Origin of the sequence: Enterococcus sp. AZ163 (assembly GCF_050498925.1) — a bacterium.
In the GTDB taxonomy this organism is placed as follows: domain Bacteria; phylum Bacillota; class Bacilli; order Lactobacillales; family Enterococcaceae; genus Enterococcus_A; species Enterococcus_A ferrettii.
Window position 1 is genome coordinate 3545588 of the sequence record NZ_JBIPAO010000001.1, and the last position, 19626, is coordinate 3565213.

General features: G+C 40.4%; 22 protein-coding genes. 6 read left to right on the forward strand and 16 right to left on the reverse strand.

The annotated features are described in order from the left end of the window. The first annotated feature begins 87 nt into the window (after nt 1-87). Nucleotides 88-564: a YbaK/EbsC family protein gene (locus IGI46_RS17040; RefSeq protein WP_429973874.1), complete on the forward strand. Its 477-nt coding sequence runs from the start codon at nt 88-90 to the stop codon at nt 562-564. 48 nt (nt 565-612) lie between these two features. Here IGI46_RS17040 and IGI46_RS17045 read toward each other — a convergent pair whose 3' ends face one another. Continuing rightward, on the reverse strand, nt 613-1266 hold the full coding sequence (locus tag IGI46_RS17045) for a B3/B4 domain-containing protein (protein WP_429964143.1): 654 nt from the start codon (nt 1264-1266) through the stop codon (nt 613-615). Between the two features lie 107 nt (nt 1267-1373). On the opposite strand from IGI46_RS17045, the gene IGI46_RS17050 reads away from it, so the two are divergent. After that, nucleotides 1374-2057 (forward strand): metal-dependent hydrolase, encoded by a 684-nt coding sequence (locus IGI46_RS17050; protein WP_429964144.1) that lies wholly within the window; start codon nt 1374-1376, stop codon nt 2055-2057. A gap of 124 nt (nt 2058-2181) precedes the next feature. Here the strand turns inward: IGI46_RS17050 and IGI46_RS17055 are convergent, their stop codons facing one another. Together IGI46_RS17055 and IGI46_RS17060 are read right to left on the reverse strand one after the other, a co-directional pair. Continuing rightward, a complete protein-coding gene (locus IGI46_RS17055; RefSeq protein ID WP_429973875.1) occupies nt 2182-3024 on the reverse strand; it encodes a DUF2922 domain-containing protein in 843 nt (280 codons plus the stop codon). Between the two features lie 67 nt (nt 3025-3091). Then, the gene (locus IGI46_RS17060) at nt 3092-3481 is read right to left on the reverse strand and encodes a hypothetical protein (protein WP_207701081.1); all 390 of its coding nucleotides are present in this window, start codon (nt 3479-3481) and stop codon (nt 3092-3094) included. A gap of 412 nt (nt 3482-3893) precedes the next feature. Here IGI46_RS17060 and IGI46_RS17065 point away from each other — a divergent pair, with 412 nt between their 5' ends. Together IGI46_RS17065 and IGI46_RS17070 are read left to right on the forward strand one after the other, a co-directional pair. Further along, on the forward strand, nt 3894-4478 hold the full coding sequence (locus IGI46_RS17065) for a type IV toxin-antitoxin system AbiEi family antitoxin domain-containing protein (RefSeq protein ID WP_429973876.1): 585 nt from the start codon (nt 3894-3896) through the stop codon (nt 4476-4478). Between the two features lie 200 nt (nt 4479-4678). Further along, nucleotides 4679-5224 carry a DUF6560 family protein gene (locus IGI46_RS17070; protein WP_429973877.1) on the forward strand — a complete coding sequence of 182 codons (546 nt, stop codon included), beginning with the start codon at nt 4679-4681 and terminating at the stop codon, nt 5222-5224. Between the two features lie 439 nt (nt 5225-5663). Here the strand turns inward: IGI46_RS17070 and IGI46_RS17075 are convergent, their stop codons facing one another. From IGI46_RS17075 to IGI46_RS17115, 9 genes are all read right to left on the reverse strand, one after another. Continuing rightward, entirely contained in the window at nt 5664-5840 is a 177-nt protein-coding gene (locus IGI46_RS17075; RefSeq protein ID WP_429973878.1) for a hypothetical protein, read from the reverse strand. Between the two features lie 309 nt (nt 5841-6149). Beyond that, on the reverse strand, nt 6150-6518 hold the full coding sequence (locus tag IGI46_RS17080; protein ID WP_207701077.1) for a P-II family nitrogen regulator: 369 nt from the start codon (nt 6516-6518) through the stop codon (nt 6150-6152). Beyond that, the gene (locus IGI46_RS17085) at nt 6511-7305 is read right to left on the reverse strand and encodes a DUF1538 domain-containing protein (RefSeq protein WP_207701076.1); all 795 of its coding nucleotides are present in this window, start codon (nt 7303-7305) and stop codon (nt 6511-6513) included. Before IGI46_RS17085 ends, IGI46_RS17080 begins: the two co-directional genes overlap by 8 nt. Beyond that, nucleotides 7302-7985, reverse strand: a complete 684-nt coding sequence (locus tag IGI46_RS17090; RefSeq protein ID WP_207701075.1) for a DUF1538 domain-containing protein — start codon at nt 7983-7985, stop codon at nt 7302-7304. Before IGI46_RS17090 ends, IGI46_RS17085 begins: the two co-directional genes overlap by 4 nt. A 122-nt stretch (nt 7986-8107) precedes the next feature. Further along, complete coding sequence (locus tag IGI46_RS17095; RefSeq protein WP_429973879.1) at nt 8108-8659, reverse strand: GNAT family N-acetyltransferase; 552 nt, start codon at nt 8657-8659, stop codon at nt 8108-8110. Nucleotides 8660-8861: 202 nt separating this feature from the next. Then, a complete protein-coding gene (locus IGI46_RS17100) occupies nt 8862-10412 on the reverse strand; it encodes a hydantoinase/oxoprolinase N-terminal domain-containing protein (protein ID WP_429973880.1) in 1551 nt (516 codons plus the stop codon). Further along, entirely contained in the window at nt 10405-11508 is a 1104-nt protein-coding gene (locus IGI46_RS17105; RefSeq protein WP_429964155.1) for a DUF917 domain-containing protein, read from the reverse strand. The genes IGI46_RS17100 and IGI46_RS17105 overlap by 8 nt, the downstream gene beginning before the upstream one ends. Nucleotides 11509-11512: 4 nt before the next feature. Continuing rightward, complete coding sequence (locus tag IGI46_RS17110) at nt 11513-12784, reverse strand: cytosine permease (RefSeq protein WP_429973881.1); 1272 nt, start codon at nt 12782-12784, stop codon at nt 11513-11515. A 220-nt stretch (nt 12785-13004) separates the two neighbouring features. Beyond that, nucleotides 13005-14567 carry a PucR family transcriptional regulator gene (locus IGI46_RS17115; RefSeq protein WP_429973882.1) on the reverse strand — a complete coding sequence of 521 codons (1563 nt, stop codon included), beginning with the start codon at nt 14565-14567 and terminating at the stop codon, nt 13005-13007. Nucleotides 14568-14795: 228 nt separating this feature from the next. Here IGI46_RS17115 and IGI46_RS17120 point away from each other — a divergent pair, with 228 nt between their 5' ends. Then, entirely contained in the window at nt 14796-16220 is a 1425-nt protein-coding gene (locus tag IGI46_RS17120) for an amino acid permease (protein WP_429973883.1), read from the forward strand. A 131-nt stretch (nt 16221-16351) separates the two neighbouring features. Then, nucleotides 16352-17053, forward strand: a complete 702-nt coding sequence (locus IGI46_RS17125) for a DUF554 domain-containing protein (protein ID WP_207701068.1) — start codon at nt 16352-16354, stop codon at nt 17051-17053. An 11-nt stretch (nt 17054-17064) separates the two neighbouring features. On the opposite strand, the gene IGI46_RS17130 is transcribed toward IGI46_RS17125, so the two are convergent. From IGI46_RS17130 to IGI46_RS17145, 4 genes are read right to left on the reverse strand one after another with little or no spacing between them, the layout of a single operon-like run. After that, the gene (locus tag IGI46_RS17130; RefSeq protein ID WP_429973884.1) at nt 17065-17442 is read right to left on the reverse strand and encodes an ACT domain-containing protein; all 378 of its coding nucleotides are present in this window, start codon (nt 17440-17442) and stop codon (nt 17065-17067) included. Next, a complete protein-coding gene (locus IGI46_RS17135) occupies nt 17443-17859 on the reverse strand; it encodes a GNAT family N-acetyltransferase (RefSeq protein WP_429973885.1) in 417 nt (138 codons plus the stop codon). Between the two features lie 32 nt (nt 17860-17891). Then, entirely contained in the window at nt 17892-18632 is a 741-nt protein-coding gene (locus IGI46_RS17140; RefSeq protein WP_429973886.1) for a hypothetical protein, read from the reverse strand. Next, complete coding sequence (locus IGI46_RS17145) at nt 18622-19623, reverse strand: hypothetical protein (protein ID WP_429973887.1); 1002 nt, start codon at nt 19621-19623, stop codon at nt 18622-18624. Before IGI46_RS17145 ends, IGI46_RS17140 begins: the two co-directional genes overlap by 11 nt. Nucleotides 19624-19626 lie beyond the last annotated feature (3 nt).

Sequence of the window (19626 nt, forward strand, 5' to 3'; positions counted from 1 at the left end):
CCGGCTCCTTTTCATCACTATAGCAAAAAATTCATTTACCCACTAGTAAAAATTCGGTATGATTTGAAGGAATGGAGGCGATCATGAATGGCAGTTGAAAAAATCGAAGCTTATTTCTCAGCCTATAATATGGCTGAACAAATTATTGAATTTGACGTATCCAGTGCTACTGTCGAATTAGCAGCAAAAGCACTAAATTGTGCCCCGGAACGTATCGCAAAGACCTTATCCTTCAAATTAAAAAAAAGCGATCGGATCTTGCTAATCGTAGCAGCTGGTGACGCCAAGGTGGATAATGCCAAGTACAAGCAAACCTTTAACGAAAGAGCCTTGATGCTAAAACCTGACGAGGTAGAAGCAAAAATCGGCCATCCGGTAGGCGGCGTCTGCCCTTTTGCAATTAATGAAGGCGTAGAGGTCTTTTTGGATGAGTCCTTGCAGCGTTTTGAAACTGTTTTTCCCGCTTGCGGCAGTCCCCAAAGCGCAATTGAATTAACGATTCCTCAATTGGAGACCTGCGCTCAAACGACGAACTGGGTCAATGTCTGCAAAGGTTGGAACTAAAAAAGCAGACAGGCGTTTTTCCTGCAAAAGCGCCTGTCTGCCTATTTATTAAATCACGTCTTGCTGAACTACCCTACAATCCTTCAAATACTTCTCAACAATTGCTTTAATTTCCTGCTGCATGTCGGCTGTGGCTATATCGCCAAAAACATAACCAATTAACACTGCTTGCGTAGTATCTTCTCCGATCATCCCACGAGTAGAATCAGAGGTTGGGCTGCCAAAAGGACCTTCTTCATCCTTTAGCACCAGCAAATTCTCAATATTTACTGCTTTTTTACCAATTCCCGCATAGCTTTCTCCAGTTTCTCCCACTGATAAGGTAATAGTTTCCCCAACTTTAGCTAAGTCATAGCTCCCAAAAGGTAATTTATAAAGCAATGAAAAATAGTTGTTTGCATCTACTAAATTATTAATTTGGTATAACCCTTTTTTCTGAATTACCCGACGCCACAGACTATCTGAAGAAGGACGAAAACGCGCAGGGTCTTTGCCCAATGCCCGATAAACCTTTTTCGTGGCAATCATCCGTTCCTCGTCCTTAATCATCTCAATCGAGTCATTTTCTTCAACCTTGGCGATTAATGGCTTTAACAATTCGTCCCAAATTACCTCGCTGTATGCACCATTTTCAAATTCTACTACTGTATAAGCCAAGGAAACACCTAAATCCTTCAAGTGTTCTTCAATTACCAAGTTCATACAATTCCTCCCTTTTTAGTTTATTCTAATCGTTCTATTAGAAAATAAAAAGCCTTACAAGTCAAGTATTGCTTTTTTCGCTATAATAAACAAAAGGAGGAATCACGATGAAACTTACGTATCATGGACACTCTGTCATAGCTGTTGATATGGCGGATGGACAAAAATTACTATTTGATCCTTTTATCACTGGCAACCCAGTCACTGATTTAAAAGCTGATGAGGTCAGTGCAGACTGGATTTTAATTACTCATGGACACGACGACCATATTGGTGATATGGTACCGATTGCTAAGCGCAATGACGCGACAGTTATTGGTATAGTAGAAGTGGCTGCTTTTGCCCGCAACGAGGGCGTGACTAAAACGCATGGCATGAATATCGGCGGCAAATTTGACTTTCCCTTTGGCCGCATAAAAATGGTCCACGCGCAGCACAGTACCGGCTATGAAAAAGACGGACAAATGATTTATCTCGGTGAACCAGCTGGTTTCATTCTTCAAGCTGAAGGAAAAACGATTTATCATGCTGGTGACACTTCAAACTTTGGCGACATGGCCCTTTTCGGTGACGCCTTCGATATTGATGTTGCCTTTTTGCCAATTGGCGATAACTTTACCATGGGACCTCATGAAGCGGCTAGTGCTGCGAAACGTTTGAAGGCCAAGCAGGTTGTACCGATTCACTACAATACCTTTCCCTTGATTAAACAAGATCCGCAAGAACTAGTTGACGCTCTTCCAGCAGGCGTGGTCAAGGTCTTAGCTGTTGGTGAATCCATCGAACTGTAAGCCTCTGCTCAAAGAAAGCGATCGTCTTTCTTTGAGCCTTTTTTGTCCAGCTCTTTTCATTTTAAACTGCTGGCCTTCCTTACCGTTATGGCAGCTACCTCAGACTCATAAATGCACCAGTAAGCTATTTCTTTTTATTCCTCTTCAAGTCCTTTATCGCCTTTTTGTTCTTTCGTTTGTTTGCAGAAAAACCAGCCAAGGGATTACTCCCTTTTTTGCGTTTAGGAAACCAACCCGATTCTTTCTTAGGTAAGGGTTCCTCCAATATTCCTTTGGCAAATTCCTTCGGTGTTTCTTTGGCGGTCCCAGCTCTAACTGATTCCGTATCTGCCATTTCAGCGGTAGTCTCAAGGTGTTCAGCTGATTCTTCGGTATCAACCGCTACCTCCTCCACACTAAAACTTTCTAAAGTCGCCCCTTTTGGTAATTGAGCAGTAATCATGGCAATATAGTCTTCCTCAGTCAAGCTGTTTACATCTACATCTTCTGGAATAATAATTTCGAGTTGCTGCAATTCTCCTTGTGCAGCTGCCAGCTGACCTCTTTGATTCGATGCTGATGGCGCTGCAATAGGTTGAATTGATGCGGACGTTACTTCCGGTGCCAGTGCCTTAGGGATTTGGACAGACCCCGGCTGAACTTCACTAATCGATGTGGATTGACGTACTTCCTGTACTTTACCAACGTGAAGGTTTTCTGGTTGTGTGTCCATTTCGGGTGTAGACATACCCGATTTACGTAGATCAAAGATTGGGGTCTCGATGGTTTCAACAAATTTAGCACTGACTAATTTCTTGAATAGGCCAACTTCGCCTTTTTCAAACAGATTCAAGCTGACTAATTTTTCTAAGCTAGCACGAATTTCCTTGGCGGATTTATTGCGATTCGGTTCCTTAAGGTTAAAACTGTGGCGGCGGCCTGCACTATTTTCAAATGTTGCGGATAAACTTAACATATTTCGTATCATTCCTTCCTTTTTTGGCGTATCTATATCAATTTGTTTACGGTTTCATTTTGGTTTCGTTATGCTGCAGTCAAGGTACCGAAAAAGTCTCCGGATGCACCTGTTCCACCAGGTTCATTAATTGGGCTATTTTTTCAACAATCAGATGTTTAATCGTAAACAACCGAGAGGTTAGCAGCTTCCATTCTTTTGTTCCAAAATAATGCTGGAATAAATAATAATAGCGGCGCAATGCACGGGTTGCTTTGGTTTTAAGAAAGATATGGCGAACCAATTCCCGTAACACAAAGCTGAAGTCTTCAATACTTAATTCTTCACGTATTTGAAGCGCTGCCAAGTACTTAATCGTATTTTTTTCATTTCGGGTCTGATCATAATATGTGCTAATGCGGTCTTCTAACGTAGTACGCTGAAGCTGAAATAGCTTTTGGTAAGTGAGTGTATACGTATTCTCTTGCAAAGGTCTTTCCCCCTTTTTTCAATTTTATTTTTATGAGCTGTCGACGATTTTAGGCTAAAGCACTTTACCGAGATTGTCAACAGTATTTTTAATTGCCGGTAACGTTATTTTATAAACCCGCGAGATTAAAGGGTTTTTCAGCAATTATTTCTAGTCTCTTAAACAAATTTTATAGCAGGTGTATTTTTTTAAAGACAAGATATTTGAAAAATATCAAATAATCGCCTTAAAAGCAACGCTTTTTCTGTGAAAATTTTAGAATTCATTGACAATAACTAGTTGCTTTCTGTTAAGAATACGTATAATCTGATTAAGGGGATTTCGTCTCTCCAATCATTTAATTAAAGGAACAAATATGCTAACTCAGTTATATCATCTTAGCATTTTCGTTCTTTTTAGAAGGGTAGTTTTCATGTCACAAAAGAAAAAAATTTTACGCATACTAGAAGAACACGGACTTATCACGACTAAAATGGTGACGGAAAATGGCTTGTCCCGAAGAATTTTGTCTCAGCTGGAGGACCAGAAGCTGATCTCACGAATTGAGCGAGGCATTTATGCGATGAATTCGGAGTGCGTTGATCGTTACTTTCTGCTTCAGTACCGCTTTCCGCAAGGCGTTTTTTCTCACGAAACAGCTTTGCACCTGTTGGATCATCTTGATCAAGAGCCTCAGCAGCTTCACATGACCTTTCCCGTAGGTTTTAATTCGCTGCGGGCGAAAAATGCCGAGATTCAGCCAATTATCAGCAAAGATGTGACTGTCGGCATCCGTCCTGTTTCGCGATCGGGCGGAACAACCATTCATGTTTACGAGATTGAGCGAACCTTGCTTGATTTACTTAAACCCAAATACACAGCAGACAAGGAACAATTTTTTGCTGCTTTAAAGCACTACCTGTGCTCAGATCAGAAAGATATCCCTAAATTGCTAAACTATGCTCGGCTGTTTAATCTGGAGTCAAAAATCCAGCCCTATTTAGAGGTTCTGCTATGATAAAATAACGTTTTATCCGCCTTATATTGTACAAGAGCAATCATTAATCACCAGAAATTTTCCAACCTTCGGATCGAAAGCTCAAAAAGAATTCTTCTGCATTATTGTGTATACTATTACATAGAAAGACTGCTTCAAAGACAGTCAGCAGCAATTGGATGGAAAGTCACTCTTTATCAAAATTATCAAGGAGTAGTTGTATGGGCGTGGTTGTTTTTGTCTGCTTATTTTCTATTTTCATATGTTTCCCTGAGATCATCAAAGTAGTGATGCATCACCGGGAAACGAAGCTGAAAAAATCGATAATAAAAGCAAGATTTGCTAAAAAAGTGTCCAGTCATTTCATTGTTCAAGAGTCAAAATCTGTAAAATTATTGCTCTTAATCTTTGTTCTCTTCTGCTCCATTCTATTTTGGGGCTTGCTTATTCAGGAGGGAATTTCCTCTATAATGACCCTCATTTGGGCTCTGATTCTTTTGAATGGTATCTTTTATATGATTGTTTATTACCACATACGGCGAGTCACCGTGTGTGATCGAGAGATCAGCTATAGAAGTATTTTGAAAAAAACGACCTTTCTGTTTGAGGAAATAACTAAAGTGAGATTCGGGATGAATCTTACTTTGATTATCTATTGTGAAAACGAAAGAATGTTTGCGATTGAAACCAATTGTGAGGGGTACTATGAGTTATTGACCCGTCTAATTTTTGAAGGAGTTTATTTTGAGAACCTGCCGAAACGATAAAAAATTAAATGAATGCTGGATGCTCTGATAGATAAAGCTAAAAAGTTGCTGGATCCATCGTTTATTTCTCTGATTATATCGCTTTCGTGGTACCTTGAACATGTAACCCCGATGCTCAGTCCAATTTCTGGCAAAAAATAACTTCAAAATCTGTTTTCTACACTGATTTAGCGGAGCTTAGATAATCTTCCAGCAACTGGTGCAATTATTTGCTGCAGCTTCCCGAATGTGACTGGTGCTCCAGGATATACGGCACGATGTGTGGCGATTTACGAAAAGTAAAGGTGTTGAATAATCATTGGAAGGATGTTTACGCACCTTCCTTTTTGCTATTCTGTCTTAATGACACGAGACAAAAAAGCCTGGCCTACGCATATAAAAGAGCACTGGCAAGACTGACTTGATTGAATGATTCAAAAGATCAAAAAAACTTCATGACTTACTTCGAATTTTTTTTGCGGGCGATTTGCTTATTTGCTACCACAAATAACAGAAGAATACCCAAATTCAGAACGGATTGCTTCTTGGTCATCAACCATCCAACTGCAATTCCGATCACTAACAGAAGTAATACCAATAAAAGCTTATTTTGCCCAATACGTTTCATTTTTTCCATTTGCGACTCCCTCATCTTTCTTCATCTGGCAAGGTAATCTTCGCACAGTTTGATCAGACACTATTCTCAGAAGCATCCCTTCGCTTTTCTCTTACGAAGATTGTGCACGAATAAAATCAAAAAATCAGAAACAACAACCATTGATTATGTTTGATACGCTTGATTTTCCATTTAGATCATCTCTTTTTCATAGGTACATTATAACGTACATACATATTATAGATATAGATAAACTGAAAAAAGAACTCCTATGCAAAAAAACATCAGCAATCGGCTCTTCTGCCTTTTACTGATGTTCGCATTATTTCTTTAACTATTTAACTCATCCATCGTCTTCGTTTCACCAAAGCTCTTAATGGAGGTCATACCCATGGCTTTTTCGATATCAATTGAGAAGCAGACTCCATTACCGGGCTTATCGATCTTAATGCCTTTACCAATCATTTCCATGACTGACAGCTCCATTTCGGCAGGAACTAAGGTCAATACAATGTCCTTTTCCGGTTGAATGTCCAAGCCAAAAAATTTACCAGCATCATGTACACCCGATCCTCTGCCATGAAGGATGGTTCCTCCTACCGCTCCAGCCTCTTTTGAGAAATCAACGACATCCTGTCCCGTTCCTCCATCAACAATCGTTACAATCATCTTCAAGTGCAATGCCACTAATTTACCCATTCTCTTCTCCCTCACTGTCCTGTAAAGCTTGTTTTCGTTTTTGATCCAGGTCATCCTTCTTCTTATAAATATACCCTAAAACTAACGTAGTTAAAATAGGGGTTAGAGCAATCATTGCAACAACACCGAAGCCATCAATCATAGGATCGCGTCCTTCAATCTGTGCTGCAATTGCGACACACATGGCTAATATAAAAGTGGAACACATTGGACCAGTGGCGACACCACCATTATCAAAGGCCATCGCTAAAAACATTTTATCGACTTTCCGTCCTAAAATAAAGACCAATAAGTACCCTGGAATTAAAAAGTAATACAATGAAAAGCCGGCTAACAAACGCCACATAGACAGACTGACAGCCAAACCAATCCCAATTGAAATCGACGCCAACAGTACATTTCCATTAATCCGACCTTCACTTTGTTCTTCTACCTGCTTGACCATCACGTGAATAGCTGGTTCTGCAAAACCGACTAAAAATCCCATCGCAAAACCTAAAGGAATCAAAATCCAGTTATTGTCCATAGCTGCAATTGCACCGCCTAAATGTTGTCCAATTGGCAAGTAGGCAATATTTACACCGTGCAAAAACAGAATCAGACCCACAGTAGTAATCAAAAAACTTTTCATAATCGTTGCAAAGCGCCGCTTTCGCAGCTTAAAGCTGGTTGCGTTTAATACAACAAAAATCAAAACAATCGGAGCCACTGAAAGAACAACATCCCAAGTAACACCGCCAATTCCAGTAATCACTCGGTCTAAAACATCAGCGAAATCAATACTCATCGGAAGATCACTCCCAACAACATCACAGCTAAAACTGGACCTAGTGAGGACACACCCACCATACCAAAGCTGTCATTTTCATGTTTACCTTGGCGAACCATACTGGTTAACCCGGTAGCAAAGGATAAAATAAAGGGTACCGTTACCGGTCCGGTAGTTACTCCGCCGGCATCAAAGGCAATCGGCATAAATTGCGGATCAGTGAAAAATGAAGCAATCAAAATAGCTGCATAGCCAATCGCCATCATTTTCAAGTACGAAAATTTGAAGACCATCCGCATGACTGCAAAGGCCAGAAAAATTCCCGTCCCGACACTTACTACACCAATCAAAATTGTCCGGGGAATCGCCCCATCGGAAATTTCTCGAACCTGTTGAGCCAATACCTGCACAGAAGGCTCAGCAATCGTAATCACAATTCCAATAATAAAGGCTAAACTTATCAATAAGGGAAAACTCCGCTTTTTGATCAAAAACTTTCCTAAAAGGTCCCCTACCTCCATCATGGAGTAGTCCGACCCAAACAAAAACAACGTCATTCCGATCATCATTATTCCTGCACCAACCAGAAAGGTAATCATTCCTTCTGCTTCTAGTGGAGCAAAAATAAGGGTCAGAATTATAATCAACACCGTCATTGGCACAATGGCCATTATCACTTCCTTGAAGGTTTTCTTCATTTATTCGCCATTCCTCCTGTCTCATTAATAATGTATTCATTTTTCTCTAAAAATTGAGTTTGTTTTTTGACTCGTATACCTTTCTGCTAACTGCTTCCTGCGTAATTTTACTTACCAATCCTTTACTTCTTCTCGTCCAGTTTTTCTCTGGAAAAAGTAGAACGGGCATCTTTTTTTACGCCAAACAAATAATGAGGCATCTCGATTCCTCGATACTGTTTAATAAATCGTTTCTTAACAATCATTCCATTGCGGATCGCCACATTCATCGAGGCCAGATTGGTATCTCTGATGGTGGAAACCAACTCAGGAAACTGCTTTTCTTTAAATCCCCAATCCTTCACTGCTCTTGCAGCTTCAACAGCAAAGCCTTGATGCCAGTGAGTCTTGACTAAATGATAGCCAATTTCTGGATAAACTGTACCTTCAACCGTCTGTTGCGTAATTCCGCATTCACCAATAATTTCACCGGTTGATTTACATAGCATCGCCCAAAGTCCATACCCATTTGCTTGATAAGAATCCAAATTCCACTGCAGCCAATTAGATACTTCCTCATTGGAAAAGGCATGTTCATAGGCCCACATCACTTCTGAATCCTGCAAAAAGCGCTTTAAGTCAGGAAGATTATCGGCTGTCCATTCTCTTAAAGCTAACCGCTCTGTTTCGATCATACCGTCACCCCCTTCTCTCATTCTAACAGGAAAAAAAGAAGAAATGAAAAAATCACGAATTTTCTTTCATTTTTCTTCAAAAATAATCACTTTTCAATTGATATTCTGACGAAAAAACGCCTTCTAGTAAACAAGAGCTTTTTTAAGACTGACAAAAAAACGAATCAAAACACTTGGCAGCATTCTGATTCGTTCTCATGTATTATTCCATTTTTCCGACAACCTTGACTCTTAGGCGCGTCGCATTTTCTGGATGATAAGCAAGTGGTGTTTCTTCTACTTCAACCAGTTCAATTGTTTCCTCAATCGCGCCAGCTAATATGGCTTGCTGTGTTGCCTTTGTTCGAGCATCTGCCAAACTGTCTTTGCGGTCCATTTTAGTATAAATGTATATTTGTTCATACTGACCGCTGATTTGAGCGATTGATGCGCCAATGGCATTGGCAACACCGCCGTGTTCGTTGTAATATGCCTTTGCGACACCTTTTAAGTTTTCAGGGATAATGATCGCACCACCACCTACTAGCACCAACTCCACATCACCCGAGCTGGTTTTCATTTTGTCGATGGCTTCTTCCGTCATTTTCTTAATCGTCTGGCAAGCTCTTTCCGCAAACTCCAATGGAATGTCCACTGCCAGGCTTGCATCGCCCACCTGGGCTTTCCCTAAACGAACAGCAATATCAGTAGCAGTAATTTGGTCACCACCAAACACCTTGGCTTCGGTGGTAATTTTGTAACCGACACTGTCTGGACCCACCGTTACCTTACCATCCACTTCTCGCACGATACTGCCTCCGCCAAGTCCAATAGAAATGATATCAGGCATTCGGAAATTGGTACGAATTCCACCAACATCTACAGCCAATGATGACTCCCGTGGGAAACCGTCAGTTAATACCCCTAAATCAGAGGTTGTGCCGCCAACATCCAGTACAATCGCATTTTTTAGCTGTGCTAAATAGGAAGCCCCACGAATACTATTGGTTGGACCACATGCAATCGTTAAAATTGGGAATTGACGCGCGTAGTCAATCGACATCAATGTTCCATCATTTTGACAAAGATAAACTTCTGCTGATCGGATGCCTTCGCTTTCCAGCGCACGCTCAAATCCATTGCTGGTAATGTTCATAACCTTATCTAAAGCCGCATTTAGGATTGTCGCATTCTCTCGTTCAATTAATCCAACTGAACCAATAGTAGCAGAACAAGAAACTGGAATTTCTTCCCCTAAAATCTCTTTAGACCATCCTGCTACCTGAAATTCTTGATCATTTTTCAAAGAAGAAAATACGCCAACTATTGCTAAGGACTCAATCTTACCCTGCCATTTAAGCAAAGCAGCCTTCACTTCAGCTTCATCCAGTTCGCTCAAGTTTTGCCCATCGTACTCATAGCCGCCATGCAGCAGCTCGTAATTTTCACCTAAAGTAGCAATCATGTCTTCTGGCCAGGCCGTGTAAGGCTTGACAGAACCAGTCGCTGGATAGCCCAAACGAATAACGCCAACCTTGGATAATTTCTTGCGTTCCACGATAGCATTGGTACATTGGGTGGTTCCTAGCATCGCGTGGCTAATCGTTGCTGGATCGATTTTCGACTCAGCCATTACTTTATGCAAAGCTTGTTCAATCCCTGTTTGGATATCCTCGCTAGTCGGCACCTTGACACCATGCACAAGCGCTAATTGTTCATCAATAATTACTGCATCGGTATTCGTTCCACCGACATCAATCCCAATCTTATACATGCGCTTCTCCTCCTTGTGCCAGCATTTCTTCTAAAGGAATATAATCCAAATCGTAGCCGAAGTAACGCGGACCAACTGTAGCAATCCCCACTTCTGTTCGCCATTTTTCATCACACGGCAAGGCGATTACCCGCACCCGTTTCCCGTATTTCAAGGCTTCTGTGGTCACTGGCATGAGCGTCTCTAAATCCACCATACAAATCAAATCCGGTGTCATCGCCATTGGTACGCCATCTTTTTCCGCAATCAAGTTTTCATTTTGGAAGAAAATCTTTGTTTCAGATCCAAGATCTTGATTCAGGCCTTCGATCGTCGCTTCACCAAAATTAAATCCACCCTCTAGCCGACGAATCACATCAATGATCTTTCCTTCAAACAATTGTGTGCCATTAATCAGCTTCAACAAGTTTGCTAGCTTAGTTGCCTCATCCGCTTCATTGCTGCGAATAACTTGGCCAATTTTCTCAGAAAATGTCACAATATTGTGGATGCCATGATCTTTTAACTGACGACCGGTAGATGGATACAGACTTACCAAGGTGCTAGCACCCATTTCCACCGTTTGCACTCGTGCCAAGCGTTCGGTCCATTTGTTGCTGATGGTTTCCATGATACCGATATTACCCTTTTCGTCAGTAATTGCCATAGGAGCTGCTGAAACGCCGCCTAAATTAAAAGTCGTCATTTGTAATTCAGGAAAGGCTCGACCCATCCCATCGCAATCCACCAATGGAATTTTTAAGGAAGCGGCTACTACGATGGGAATCATCGAATTCACACCACCAGCCTCCATTGGAAAAGTACCAGCAACCGTATCAACCCCTAAATAGTGGCCTAGTTTTTCAAAAACTCGTACAAATTCATCACCCTTCGGAAACTTCTCAATTAAAACCGAGGGTGCCCCCATCATAGCAGATGGTAAGAAGAAATCTTCGTCACCAACCTCTTCCGGAGAGACCATTTTGACTGGTCCAAATTCTTTAATCGCCGATAAGGCCATCATTTTTCCGATATAAGGATCTCCACCACCGCCGGTCCCTAAAAAGGCTGCCCCGACTGCGATGTCTTCAATTGCTTCTTGATCTAAATAGCGCATACTTCTATTCCTCCACTTCACGAATGTTGGTTGACTGCTTCACAAAAACCTTATTGCCGATCAAATAGCAAATAAACGATAAAACAATTCCAATCAACGGCTGATTCGGTAATTGCGGCAAGCTTGGAAAGAAACTAAAAATTACCGGCGTACTAGCAACCACCGCACCGATTAACCAAGAGATAATCCCTAACCAATTGACTCCAGCTACTGGATGCCATTTTCCTGGATTTCCCTTTTGGACTACCCAGTAAGAAGCAATCATTACACCTGCCACCGCAGGAACCATTGCCGACAAAACTGACATAATCGGTACAAAGTAATTTAAAATCCCGACAACTGCCAAGATGGTTCCGATTCCACCAGCCACAGCAACTGCCATTTTTTCTTTTTCCTTGGAAATATTGAATACATTAATCATCGCCAAACCGCCTGAAAAGGCATTTACTGCATTGGTGGTCCAGGTAGCAAGAATCAACGCAATCACCCCTAAAACCGGAGAGCCCAATCCCATAAATACTTCGGCAATATCCGCAGTACCCGCAGTCAATGTTAGGATTGCTCCAACGCCAATCATCAATACACCCGAAGGCAAAATTCCTAAAGTTGCTGCCTTAATAACATCTCCTCGTGAAGCACAATATTGTGAATAGTCGCCAGCAATTACTGCTCCTAATGCAAAAGAGCCAATCGTAATCGCTAAGCCTGACGCCATCGATACATCGCCAGTTCCTTGGTAGCTAAAAACTTCACTTACTGAGCTATTGCTAATCGATACGATTACTCCATAAATACAAGTTACAACTAAAACCGGTACCGCCACATAATTCAGGATATTCAAGAACTTAATTCCATAAAGTGCTGACACCAGCATAATGACACCCCAAATTAAAGAAGAAAGCTGTATTGGTAATTGAATTCCATAAATTGCTAAAAAAGTCGTGAAGGCCTGACCACAAACGTTGGCCTGAATTCCAAACCAACCTAAGCAGGCAATCATCAAAATAATCGAAATAATCTTTTGTGAACCTACCTTGCCGAATACCTGTGAAGCCATGCTGACCGTCGGCTTATGTAAATCCGCTCCCTGCATTCCCTGCAAGATCATTAATATGACAATAATACCGTAACCTACAAGCCCTACTAGTAAGGCTTGTAATAATGACATGCCTGAAACCAACGTACCACCAATCATTAAACTTGGTACACAAATCATTGCACCGGCCCAAACAAATGCTAAACTCTGCCATGATTGATTATTCTTATCTTCATTCATGTCTATTCCCCCCTTATGTTCTTACGATTATATAAGATGAAAGCGCAACACGTCTTTTGCATAATGAAAAAATTATGGCATTATTTTGTTTAAAATGAAAAAAATCTCATTTTAAACCGATGTTGTGGTGTCATGCAGGCCGAAAAACAGTCTTTCTACTGATGAATGTGTACAAAAAAGAGAACCAAAATGCTTATCAGACAGTTTGGTTCCCTCATTCTTAGTCATTAATCACACAATAAATCATACATGCTAAATAACATTCATAGCTTTCAGAAAAATAAGTAATATTATAGCCTAGCAGCTCGCTGATCTTTTTAATACGATACTTTACCGTGTTTTTATGGATAAACAGCAGCTCACTGCAGCGTTGGAAATCAGCACTGGCATCCAACAGGTAGCAGCAAAGAGTGGTTAAGTACTCTTTGTTGTCAATAATCGGTTCCAAAATCGACAAGCATTCCTCCACCTCAGACTCACCCGATTGTACGAGCTTCAAGGCATACGCAACTTGACGAATCTCACTAATGGAGAAGTTCTTACGGTCTTTATAGATTGATGGCAATTGATCCGAAACCTCATTCATCAATTGATAAGTATTCCGAACATCTGTGGTATTGCGCATTCTTGGGCATAAAACAATACTATCAATCATCTGCTGGTACTGAGTAATTCGCATAAAATCGTTACTAAGCTCAATCTCTGAATCGTTATGGCGGTAATTACCTAATAGAACGATTAGGCGATTTTCTACCACCTGTACAACACAGGTTCGATAATATTTCGCTACATGCTCCAGCAGCTCCTCCTTGATTTCCTTCTCCTGTTGAAGATTGTTTAATTGCAGCAGCCACATCATATCAATGGCTTTAACATCTACTGATAAGCTCTTAGCTAAGCGATACATTTTCTCGCTTTCGTCATTTAGAATCGCCTGCACTAGCGCATATTCGCTAACTTCTCCGTGCTTTTTCCCCCAAAGGTTTAAGGAAACCCGAACCAATTCTACCGATTGCTCGCATTCTACCTGCGTTAATAAAGTATGCTCGCGAATTATATGAAGCTTCAATACGCCATTGTCTTTATGATAGATCTCTTTATAATAGAAAGAATATTCATCCTTCTGCAGCTGCAAGCCGTCTTCAATCGGATTTTGCTGGATAAAGTGGATAACATCCATTGTAGACGTTCTAGGCCATTTAATTTGATTGATTACCTCTCCATCGGCATTGGTCAACACAATATTAGCCCGCAGCAAATCTGATAATATTTTTAGCGTCATTTCCACACTTCGTAAATGCTCTGGTAATAATGAAGCTTTTTCCAGTACCTCATTCACGATATTGTCCGGTGATTTTTCCTGTAGAATTTCCATCATTATTTCAACAATTGCTTCGTTGTAACGCAAAGAGACATTGTTTTTAGGCATTTGGATGATAACAAAGTCCAATTCTTCGGCAACCTCAATAACTTCCTGTGATAGTTCAGGCAGAACAATCCCTACATAATAGAGCAATAAACCAATTTCTCCAATACTGTGAAGGTAACGAACGGCCTCACACTGTTTCTTTACATCATTTCGAATGCTAAAAAATGAGCTAATCACAAGCTCCCCTGCATAATATTCATTCTCAAAGGCAATTTCTTGCGCAAAAAAATCCATATCAGAAACCTCTAAAAAAGATAAAGAAGTCACTGTACTGGTTAAACTGTTATGCCCAGCAATCACTTTAGCTTCCCGCAGTGAAGGCAGCAACAATAAATCTTTTAATTTTACTCCCACTCTAATCACCCCTTGATCTTTTTTTTAAGATAACAAATTAGAGAATACTTGTCTATGGGCCACGAGTAAATAGTTTTCTCCTATCGGTTGACGAGTGCTATTCTTTTATGGCAAGATAAATCGTATTTTAATATGAAAGGAAGTTTCCTTGATGGCAAAAGACTATCGAAATAAGCCCCCATGTGATGAAATGTACTCTGGCATTTAATCATATAGGAGGTTTCTTAGATGGAAGAAAAGAAAAAATTTATTTCCTGGCCGGTATTGGCCTTGATGTCCTTTGTCACAGTTATTGGCTTTGATGATATTATTTATAATTTTGCCAACCAAGGAATGGGTGTTATTACCTCTTGGATCATTTTACTGCTTTTATATGTCATTCCTTATTCATTAATGGTGGGGCAATTAGGCTCTGTCTTCAATCATGAGGGTGGTGGACTTAGCTCTTGGGTACGGGGAACCAGCGGCGACCGTCTGGGCTATTTCACTGCTTGGACCTATTGGGCGGCTTCGATCCCCTATGTTGTGGATACCGCTAATGCCGTGGTGGTCGGCTTAGGCTGGCTGATCAACGGCAATGATTCGATAGAGGACACTATGTCCAACTCTATGTTTGCCCTACTGACCTTCGTCATTTTCTTAGCATTCATTTTCCTGCAGCGGCATTTTAAAAAGTCACTTGAGGTCCTTAGCACATTAGGTGGCGGAGCGATGTTTATCCTGTCGATTCTGTTTGTCTTCATGACCTTTACTTCATTGTTTATGCCCAATGGTCATGTAGAGACGCAGCCCATGACCTGGCGGACGCTGCTGCCGAAATTCGATCTGCATTATCTGACAACAATTGGACTGTTGATTTATGCGATTAACGGCGCTGAGCTGGTCGCTCCCTTTGTGACTCGCATGAAGAAGCCTACGCGAGATTTTCCACGGGCGATGGTAATGCTGACGGTTATGACGATTTTTCTGACTGTCTTTGGGTCGTTTTCTTTAGGTGTCTTCTTTGATGCCCATCATTTGCCAAACAATTTAAAAATGAATGGCTCCTATTATGCCTTTCAACGCTTGGGGGAATTCTATCATTTAGGCAACACCTTAATGTACGTTTTTGCTGTCACACAAATTATTTATATGTGTGCCCTGCTAGCAGTTTTGTTGGATGCTATGACCCGAATGCTGATTTCAGACACCGGCAAGCAATTTTTACCGAAAAAATTGACTAAGCTGAATGCTGAAGGCTTGCCAATTAATGGCTACATTTTAACAACCAGCTTGAGTGCCTTCATTCTACTGCTAGGGGTTTTCCTGCCTGAAATGAATGACATCTTTAACTGGTTATTGAACCTGAACGGCATTATCTCTCCAGGTGTAACCTGCTGGATTTTCTATGCCTTTATCCGCATTCGAATGGACAGCCATAAATTTCAGTCAGACTACGTATTTATTAAAAATGACCGGAGAGCCATATTTGTCGGCTGGTGGTGCTTGATCATTACCATTTTAGCAACCGTTTTTGGTATTCTGCCGCAGGATGCTGCCTATGGCTCATCATTGTTCTGGCACGAATTAATTTTAAATATTGTTGGTATCGTGGTATTAATTGGCTTAGGCTTTGTCATGCCAGCCTTGGCAAAACGTGAACAACAAGTGTAAGAGTGGCGTCCTTCCACTCTTTTTTCATGTAGTTGTTTTAAAATCTGACAAGTCGTGGTAGTATGTTGAATAACTGAGATTTTAATGTTTCTATCATAGAAAATTTAGAATTGCTGGAAAGGTGTGACAGAATGCTGTTACTGGGGTCAATCGTTAACGGGTTAGCAATTATTGGAGGCAGTCTCTCGGGAATTGTCTTGAAAAATATTACTGAACAGACCAAGGATACGGTCACTAAGGGGATTAGCTTGGGGGTTATTGCCTTGGCTATACAAATGGCCATTCAGGCAAGCTCCTTTATTTTAATTATTATCAGTATTTGTATTGGCGGCATGATTGGGGAATTTCTAAAAATTGAAGACAGCATGACTCGTCTGGGACTATTTTTGGAACGTAAATTTGCTCGCGGCAACAGTAACTTTGCCGAAGGATTCGTGACAGCCACCTTGATTTACTTAATTGGTTCAATGGGGATCATCGGTGCAATTGAGAGCGGTGTCGCTGGAAATCATCAGACCCTGTTCACAAAATCCGTGATGGATGGATTTATGTCGATTATGCTGACGGCTTCGTTAGGAGTAGGTGTATTATTTTCAGCCTTCCCTGTGGTTTTATACCAAGGAGCCATTACTATTTTTGCCAGCTTTATTGTTAAATATTTGCCCCAAGAGCTGTTGGATATTTTGATGCATGAAATCAGTGCCATCGGCGGATTGATGATTTTAGGGATCGGCTTAAACATCATTAAGCTGACTAAAATTCGTGTATCCAACTTTTTACCGAGCATTTTAGTCTTAATCACTTTTTTAGTTGTTCAATATTATTACTTCTAAACCAACGAGGCCTATGCCTCGCTGGTTTTTATTTTGTACCCGTTTGTTGCCAATACCTTTAAAGCGGCATCGAAATCATTGCGCTTAATCAACACGTAATCCGTATTGTAAGTGGACAGCGCAAACACACTGATTTTTTCTTCAGCCAAAATACCGGTAATCTTAGCTAAAATTCCAACCAATGCGAAATCTAATACACCCTCAATTTTGAATCCCCGCCAATCATCTTCTCGTTGAATTGTCTCTTCAGGTACCGTCTTCGTGGGAGCTACTACCGAATTTTCTTCATCAGTTGCCCCAATAAATAAAGGACGAATACTCAAATCAATCTGATTCAAATTAGACACCTGAAAAACTGATAACTCCTCTGTCATTACAACTAGTTCCATTTATTTTCTCCTTTTCACAAAATAATATTTGGTCATCCCAGTCATCGGAACATCATCCAGCTGGGCAAATTTTTGGTAACCATTTTTCAAATAAAAATCAGCGGCCTGATATTCCTTAGTAGTTAAGGTAATGGTGTTCATTCCTAAAGAAAAAGCTTTCTGCTCCATCGCCTTTAGCAGCTGACTGCCCACACCGGAATGCCGAGAGTTGTTATCAACCGCCAGCATAGAAACATGTAAGGTTTGGTACTGATACTTCGCAGTAATTCCTCCAACCAGCTGGTCCTCCTGCCAAGCACCCAGAGCTATTTCCTTTTTCTCTTCCATCTCTTGTGAAAAAAACTGACGGTATTGTTCAGCAAAAATTTCTGCTAAAAATGGACGCAGCTCCGCCTGCTTCGCTTCTCTGATTTCCATTGGCAACCTCCTATTATAATGTTCTGTGAATTTTATTTTAACATAGCATTAAGCAGCTCAAAAATTCCCTGTCGATCCAAAAGGATATCCTCGTTTTGAGGAATGATGGAAAGATCGCTTTCCAAGAATTCAAGAAAACTATTCATATCCTGTTGAATAGTTCTAGATATAGCTATCTTTTCCCTACTCTTAATTGAACCAGTTAATCGTGCAATATCATTTAAGTGCTTTTTTATATTCTTACTGTCAACAGCCGCACCTTCCTGTCGTCTTTTGGTTAAGTCCAGCCAAGCTTTGGCCTTAAAAACAATCAGGTACTCATTGTTCAGCACAGAATACCCCTTTCTTATCCTTCGACCTTTCTTCAGTAAATCATAATATTCTGGGTCTAATACTAAAGCGGAGAGGCTCATATCTTCCTCAAAATGGACTGGGGCTATCCTTCCGTATCCAGCTAACCAGCAAGGTCTAATGCAGAACAATTCAATCATTTTAGGATACCCTTCCTTCACACTAGTAAACCGATACAATCTTTCCTCTCTGTCGGATACACCAGGAGTATACTCTCCCTCTTCTAAAAAGTTTATTATTACTTTAAAGAATGTTTGATCTTTCTGCTCATCCATAATAACAATATCGTAATCACGAGTAGTTCGGCTGTTTATATTGTATTCAGCTAAAACGATAGCTGTTGCTGTTCCACCAATAAGAACATAGTAATCTTCAAATCCACTAAACGCAGCTAAAAATTTTGGACTTTCGTTAATCGGCATCCTTTTCCTCCAGCTTTTTTATAATCTTAGACTCCAAGTTTTCTAGTTCAATTTCAACTCTTGGATCATCGTTGTCTTTTAACGACAGCAATAAAGAAATAGGATCTACTAATGAATCAACTATAGATAACGGAGCGTACTCCCATAATTGCAGTTCAATATCGTTTTTTACTTTCTTGTCCAAAATAAATTGTTTTCCGCTAGGGTCTCCTTTCATTATTTGTTGATACGTTCTCTTTGAAATAGCAAAAGCAGGGGGTGAGTCATCCAACATAGATAGCTTACTTAAGGCCGCTAGTCCAGCCAAATTAAGCTCCTGCTTAAACATCCGATTATCCATTAATTGATTGAAGTAGTTCCTATTTATAAATACGCATTTTTTAACCGGATTGTTCAGCAAATCCAAAGATTCTTGAAAAATATCTTTCAATCCTTGATTGAATTGATAAAGACCATGCTTTGAACGTAGCCATTCTCTGTTAGTAAAACTTTTCAATACTCGATATACCGTAGCTATTGAAAGATGTAGCTTCTCCGAAATTTGAGCAGGAATAATTGTAGCGGTCTCCTTAAGTAGTAAATAGATAAACACCGATTGTTCACTAGGCGATAACTTTTGATCCTTAAAAACTGGTAATTCTGTCGTCAATACAGCTCCCAGCTGCGGAAGAAAAAGATTTCCTATGTAATCCATAAAGGGAATTCTAGCTTTTAATAAGAGTTTTTTCGTTTCCTTCGAAATTTTGGAAAAAACTAGCACATAGGGCAGTTCTGCAATCTTTCCCATCACTTCTGCTTGTTTTATAAATGCCTCAATTGATCCTGATCGTTTTTCCTTAATAAGTAAAAATGAAAGCTGTGGTTCCATGAGTATGCCTTTTGACAGTTCATACTTCGCTTTGAAGGCTAAAGGGATATCTAACTGAATATCTGAAAAATCTAAAAACAACCCCATGTCTGTCAGTATCTTGTTAAGTTTATTTATATTCATCTT

Coding starts and splice junctions, on each gene's coding strand:
- IGI46_RS17050 (WP_429964144.1), top strand. CDS start 1,374: ATGAAACTTACGTATCATGGACACTCTGTCATAGCTGTTGATATGGCG.
- IGI46_RS17130 (WP_429973884.1), bottom strand. CDS start 17,442: ATGGAACTAGTTGTAATGACAGAGGAGTTATCAGTTTTTCAGGTGTCT.
- IGI46_RS17055 (WP_429973875.1), bottom strand. CDS start 3,024: ATGATACGAAATATGTTAAGTTTATCCGCAACATTTGAAAATAGTGCA.
- IGI46_RS17045 (WP_429964143.1), bottom strand. CDS start 1,266: ATGAACTTGGTAATTGAAGAACACTTGAAGGATTTAGGTGTTTCCTTG.
- IGI46_RS17105 (WP_429964155.1), bottom strand. CDS start 11,508: ATGCGCTATTTAGATCAAGAAGCAATTGAAGACATCGCAGTCGGGGCA.
- IGI46_RS17070 (WP_429973877.1), top strand. CDS start 4,679: ATGGGCGTGGTTGTTTTTGTCTGCTTATTTTCTATTTTCATATGTTTC.
- IGI46_RS17145 (WP_429973887.1), bottom strand. CDS start 19,623: ATGAATATAAATAAACTTAACAAGATACTGACAGACATGGGGTTGTTT.
- IGI46_RS17125 (WP_207701068.1), top strand. CDS start 16,352: ATGCTGTTACTGGGGTCAATCGTTAACGGGTTAGCAATTATTGGAGGC.
- IGI46_RS17095 (WP_429973879.1), bottom strand. CDS start 8,659: ATGATCGAAACAGAGCGGTTAGCTTTAAGAGAATGGACAGCCGATAAT.
- IGI46_RS17090 (WP_207701075.1), bottom strand. CDS start 7,985: ATGAAGAAAACCTTCAAGGAAGTGATAATGGCCATTGTGCCAATGACG.
- IGI46_RS17080 (WP_207701077.1), bottom strand. CDS start 6,518: ATGGGTAAATTAGTGGCATTGCACTTGAAGATGATTGTAACGATTGTT.
- IGI46_RS17085 (WP_207701076.1), bottom strand. CDS start 7,305: ATGAGTATTGATTTCGCTGATGTTTTAGACCGAGTGATTACTGGAATT.
- IGI46_RS17140 (WP_429973886.1), bottom strand. CDS start 18,632: ATGCCGATTAACGAAAGTCCAAAATTTTTAGCTGCGTTTAGTGGATTT.
- IGI46_RS17110 (WP_429973881.1), bottom strand. CDS start 12,784: ATGAATGAAGATAAGAATAATCAATCATGGCAGAGTTTAGCATTTGTT.
- IGI46_RS17100 (WP_429973880.1), bottom strand. CDS start 10,412: ATGTATAAGATTGGGATTGATGTCGGTGGAACGAATACCGATGCAGTA.
- IGI46_RS17065 (WP_429973876.1), top strand. CDS start 3,894: ATGTCACAAAAGAAAAAAATTTTACGCATACTAGAAGAACACGGACTT.
- IGI46_RS17075 (WP_429973878.1), bottom strand. CDS start 5,840: ATGGAAAAAATGAAACGTATTGGGCAAAATAAGCTTTTATTGGTATTA.
- IGI46_RS17135 (WP_429973885.1), bottom strand. CDS start 17,859: ATGGAAATCAGAGAAGCGAAGCAGGCGGAGCTGCGTCCATTTTTAGCA.
- IGI46_RS17040 (WP_429973874.1), top strand. CDS start 88: ATGGCAGTTGAAAAAATCGAAGCTTATTTCTCAGCCTATAATATGGCT.
- IGI46_RS17120 (WP_429973883.1), top strand. CDS start 14,796: ATGGAAGAAAAGAAAAAATTTATTTCCTGGCCGGTATTGGCCTTGATG.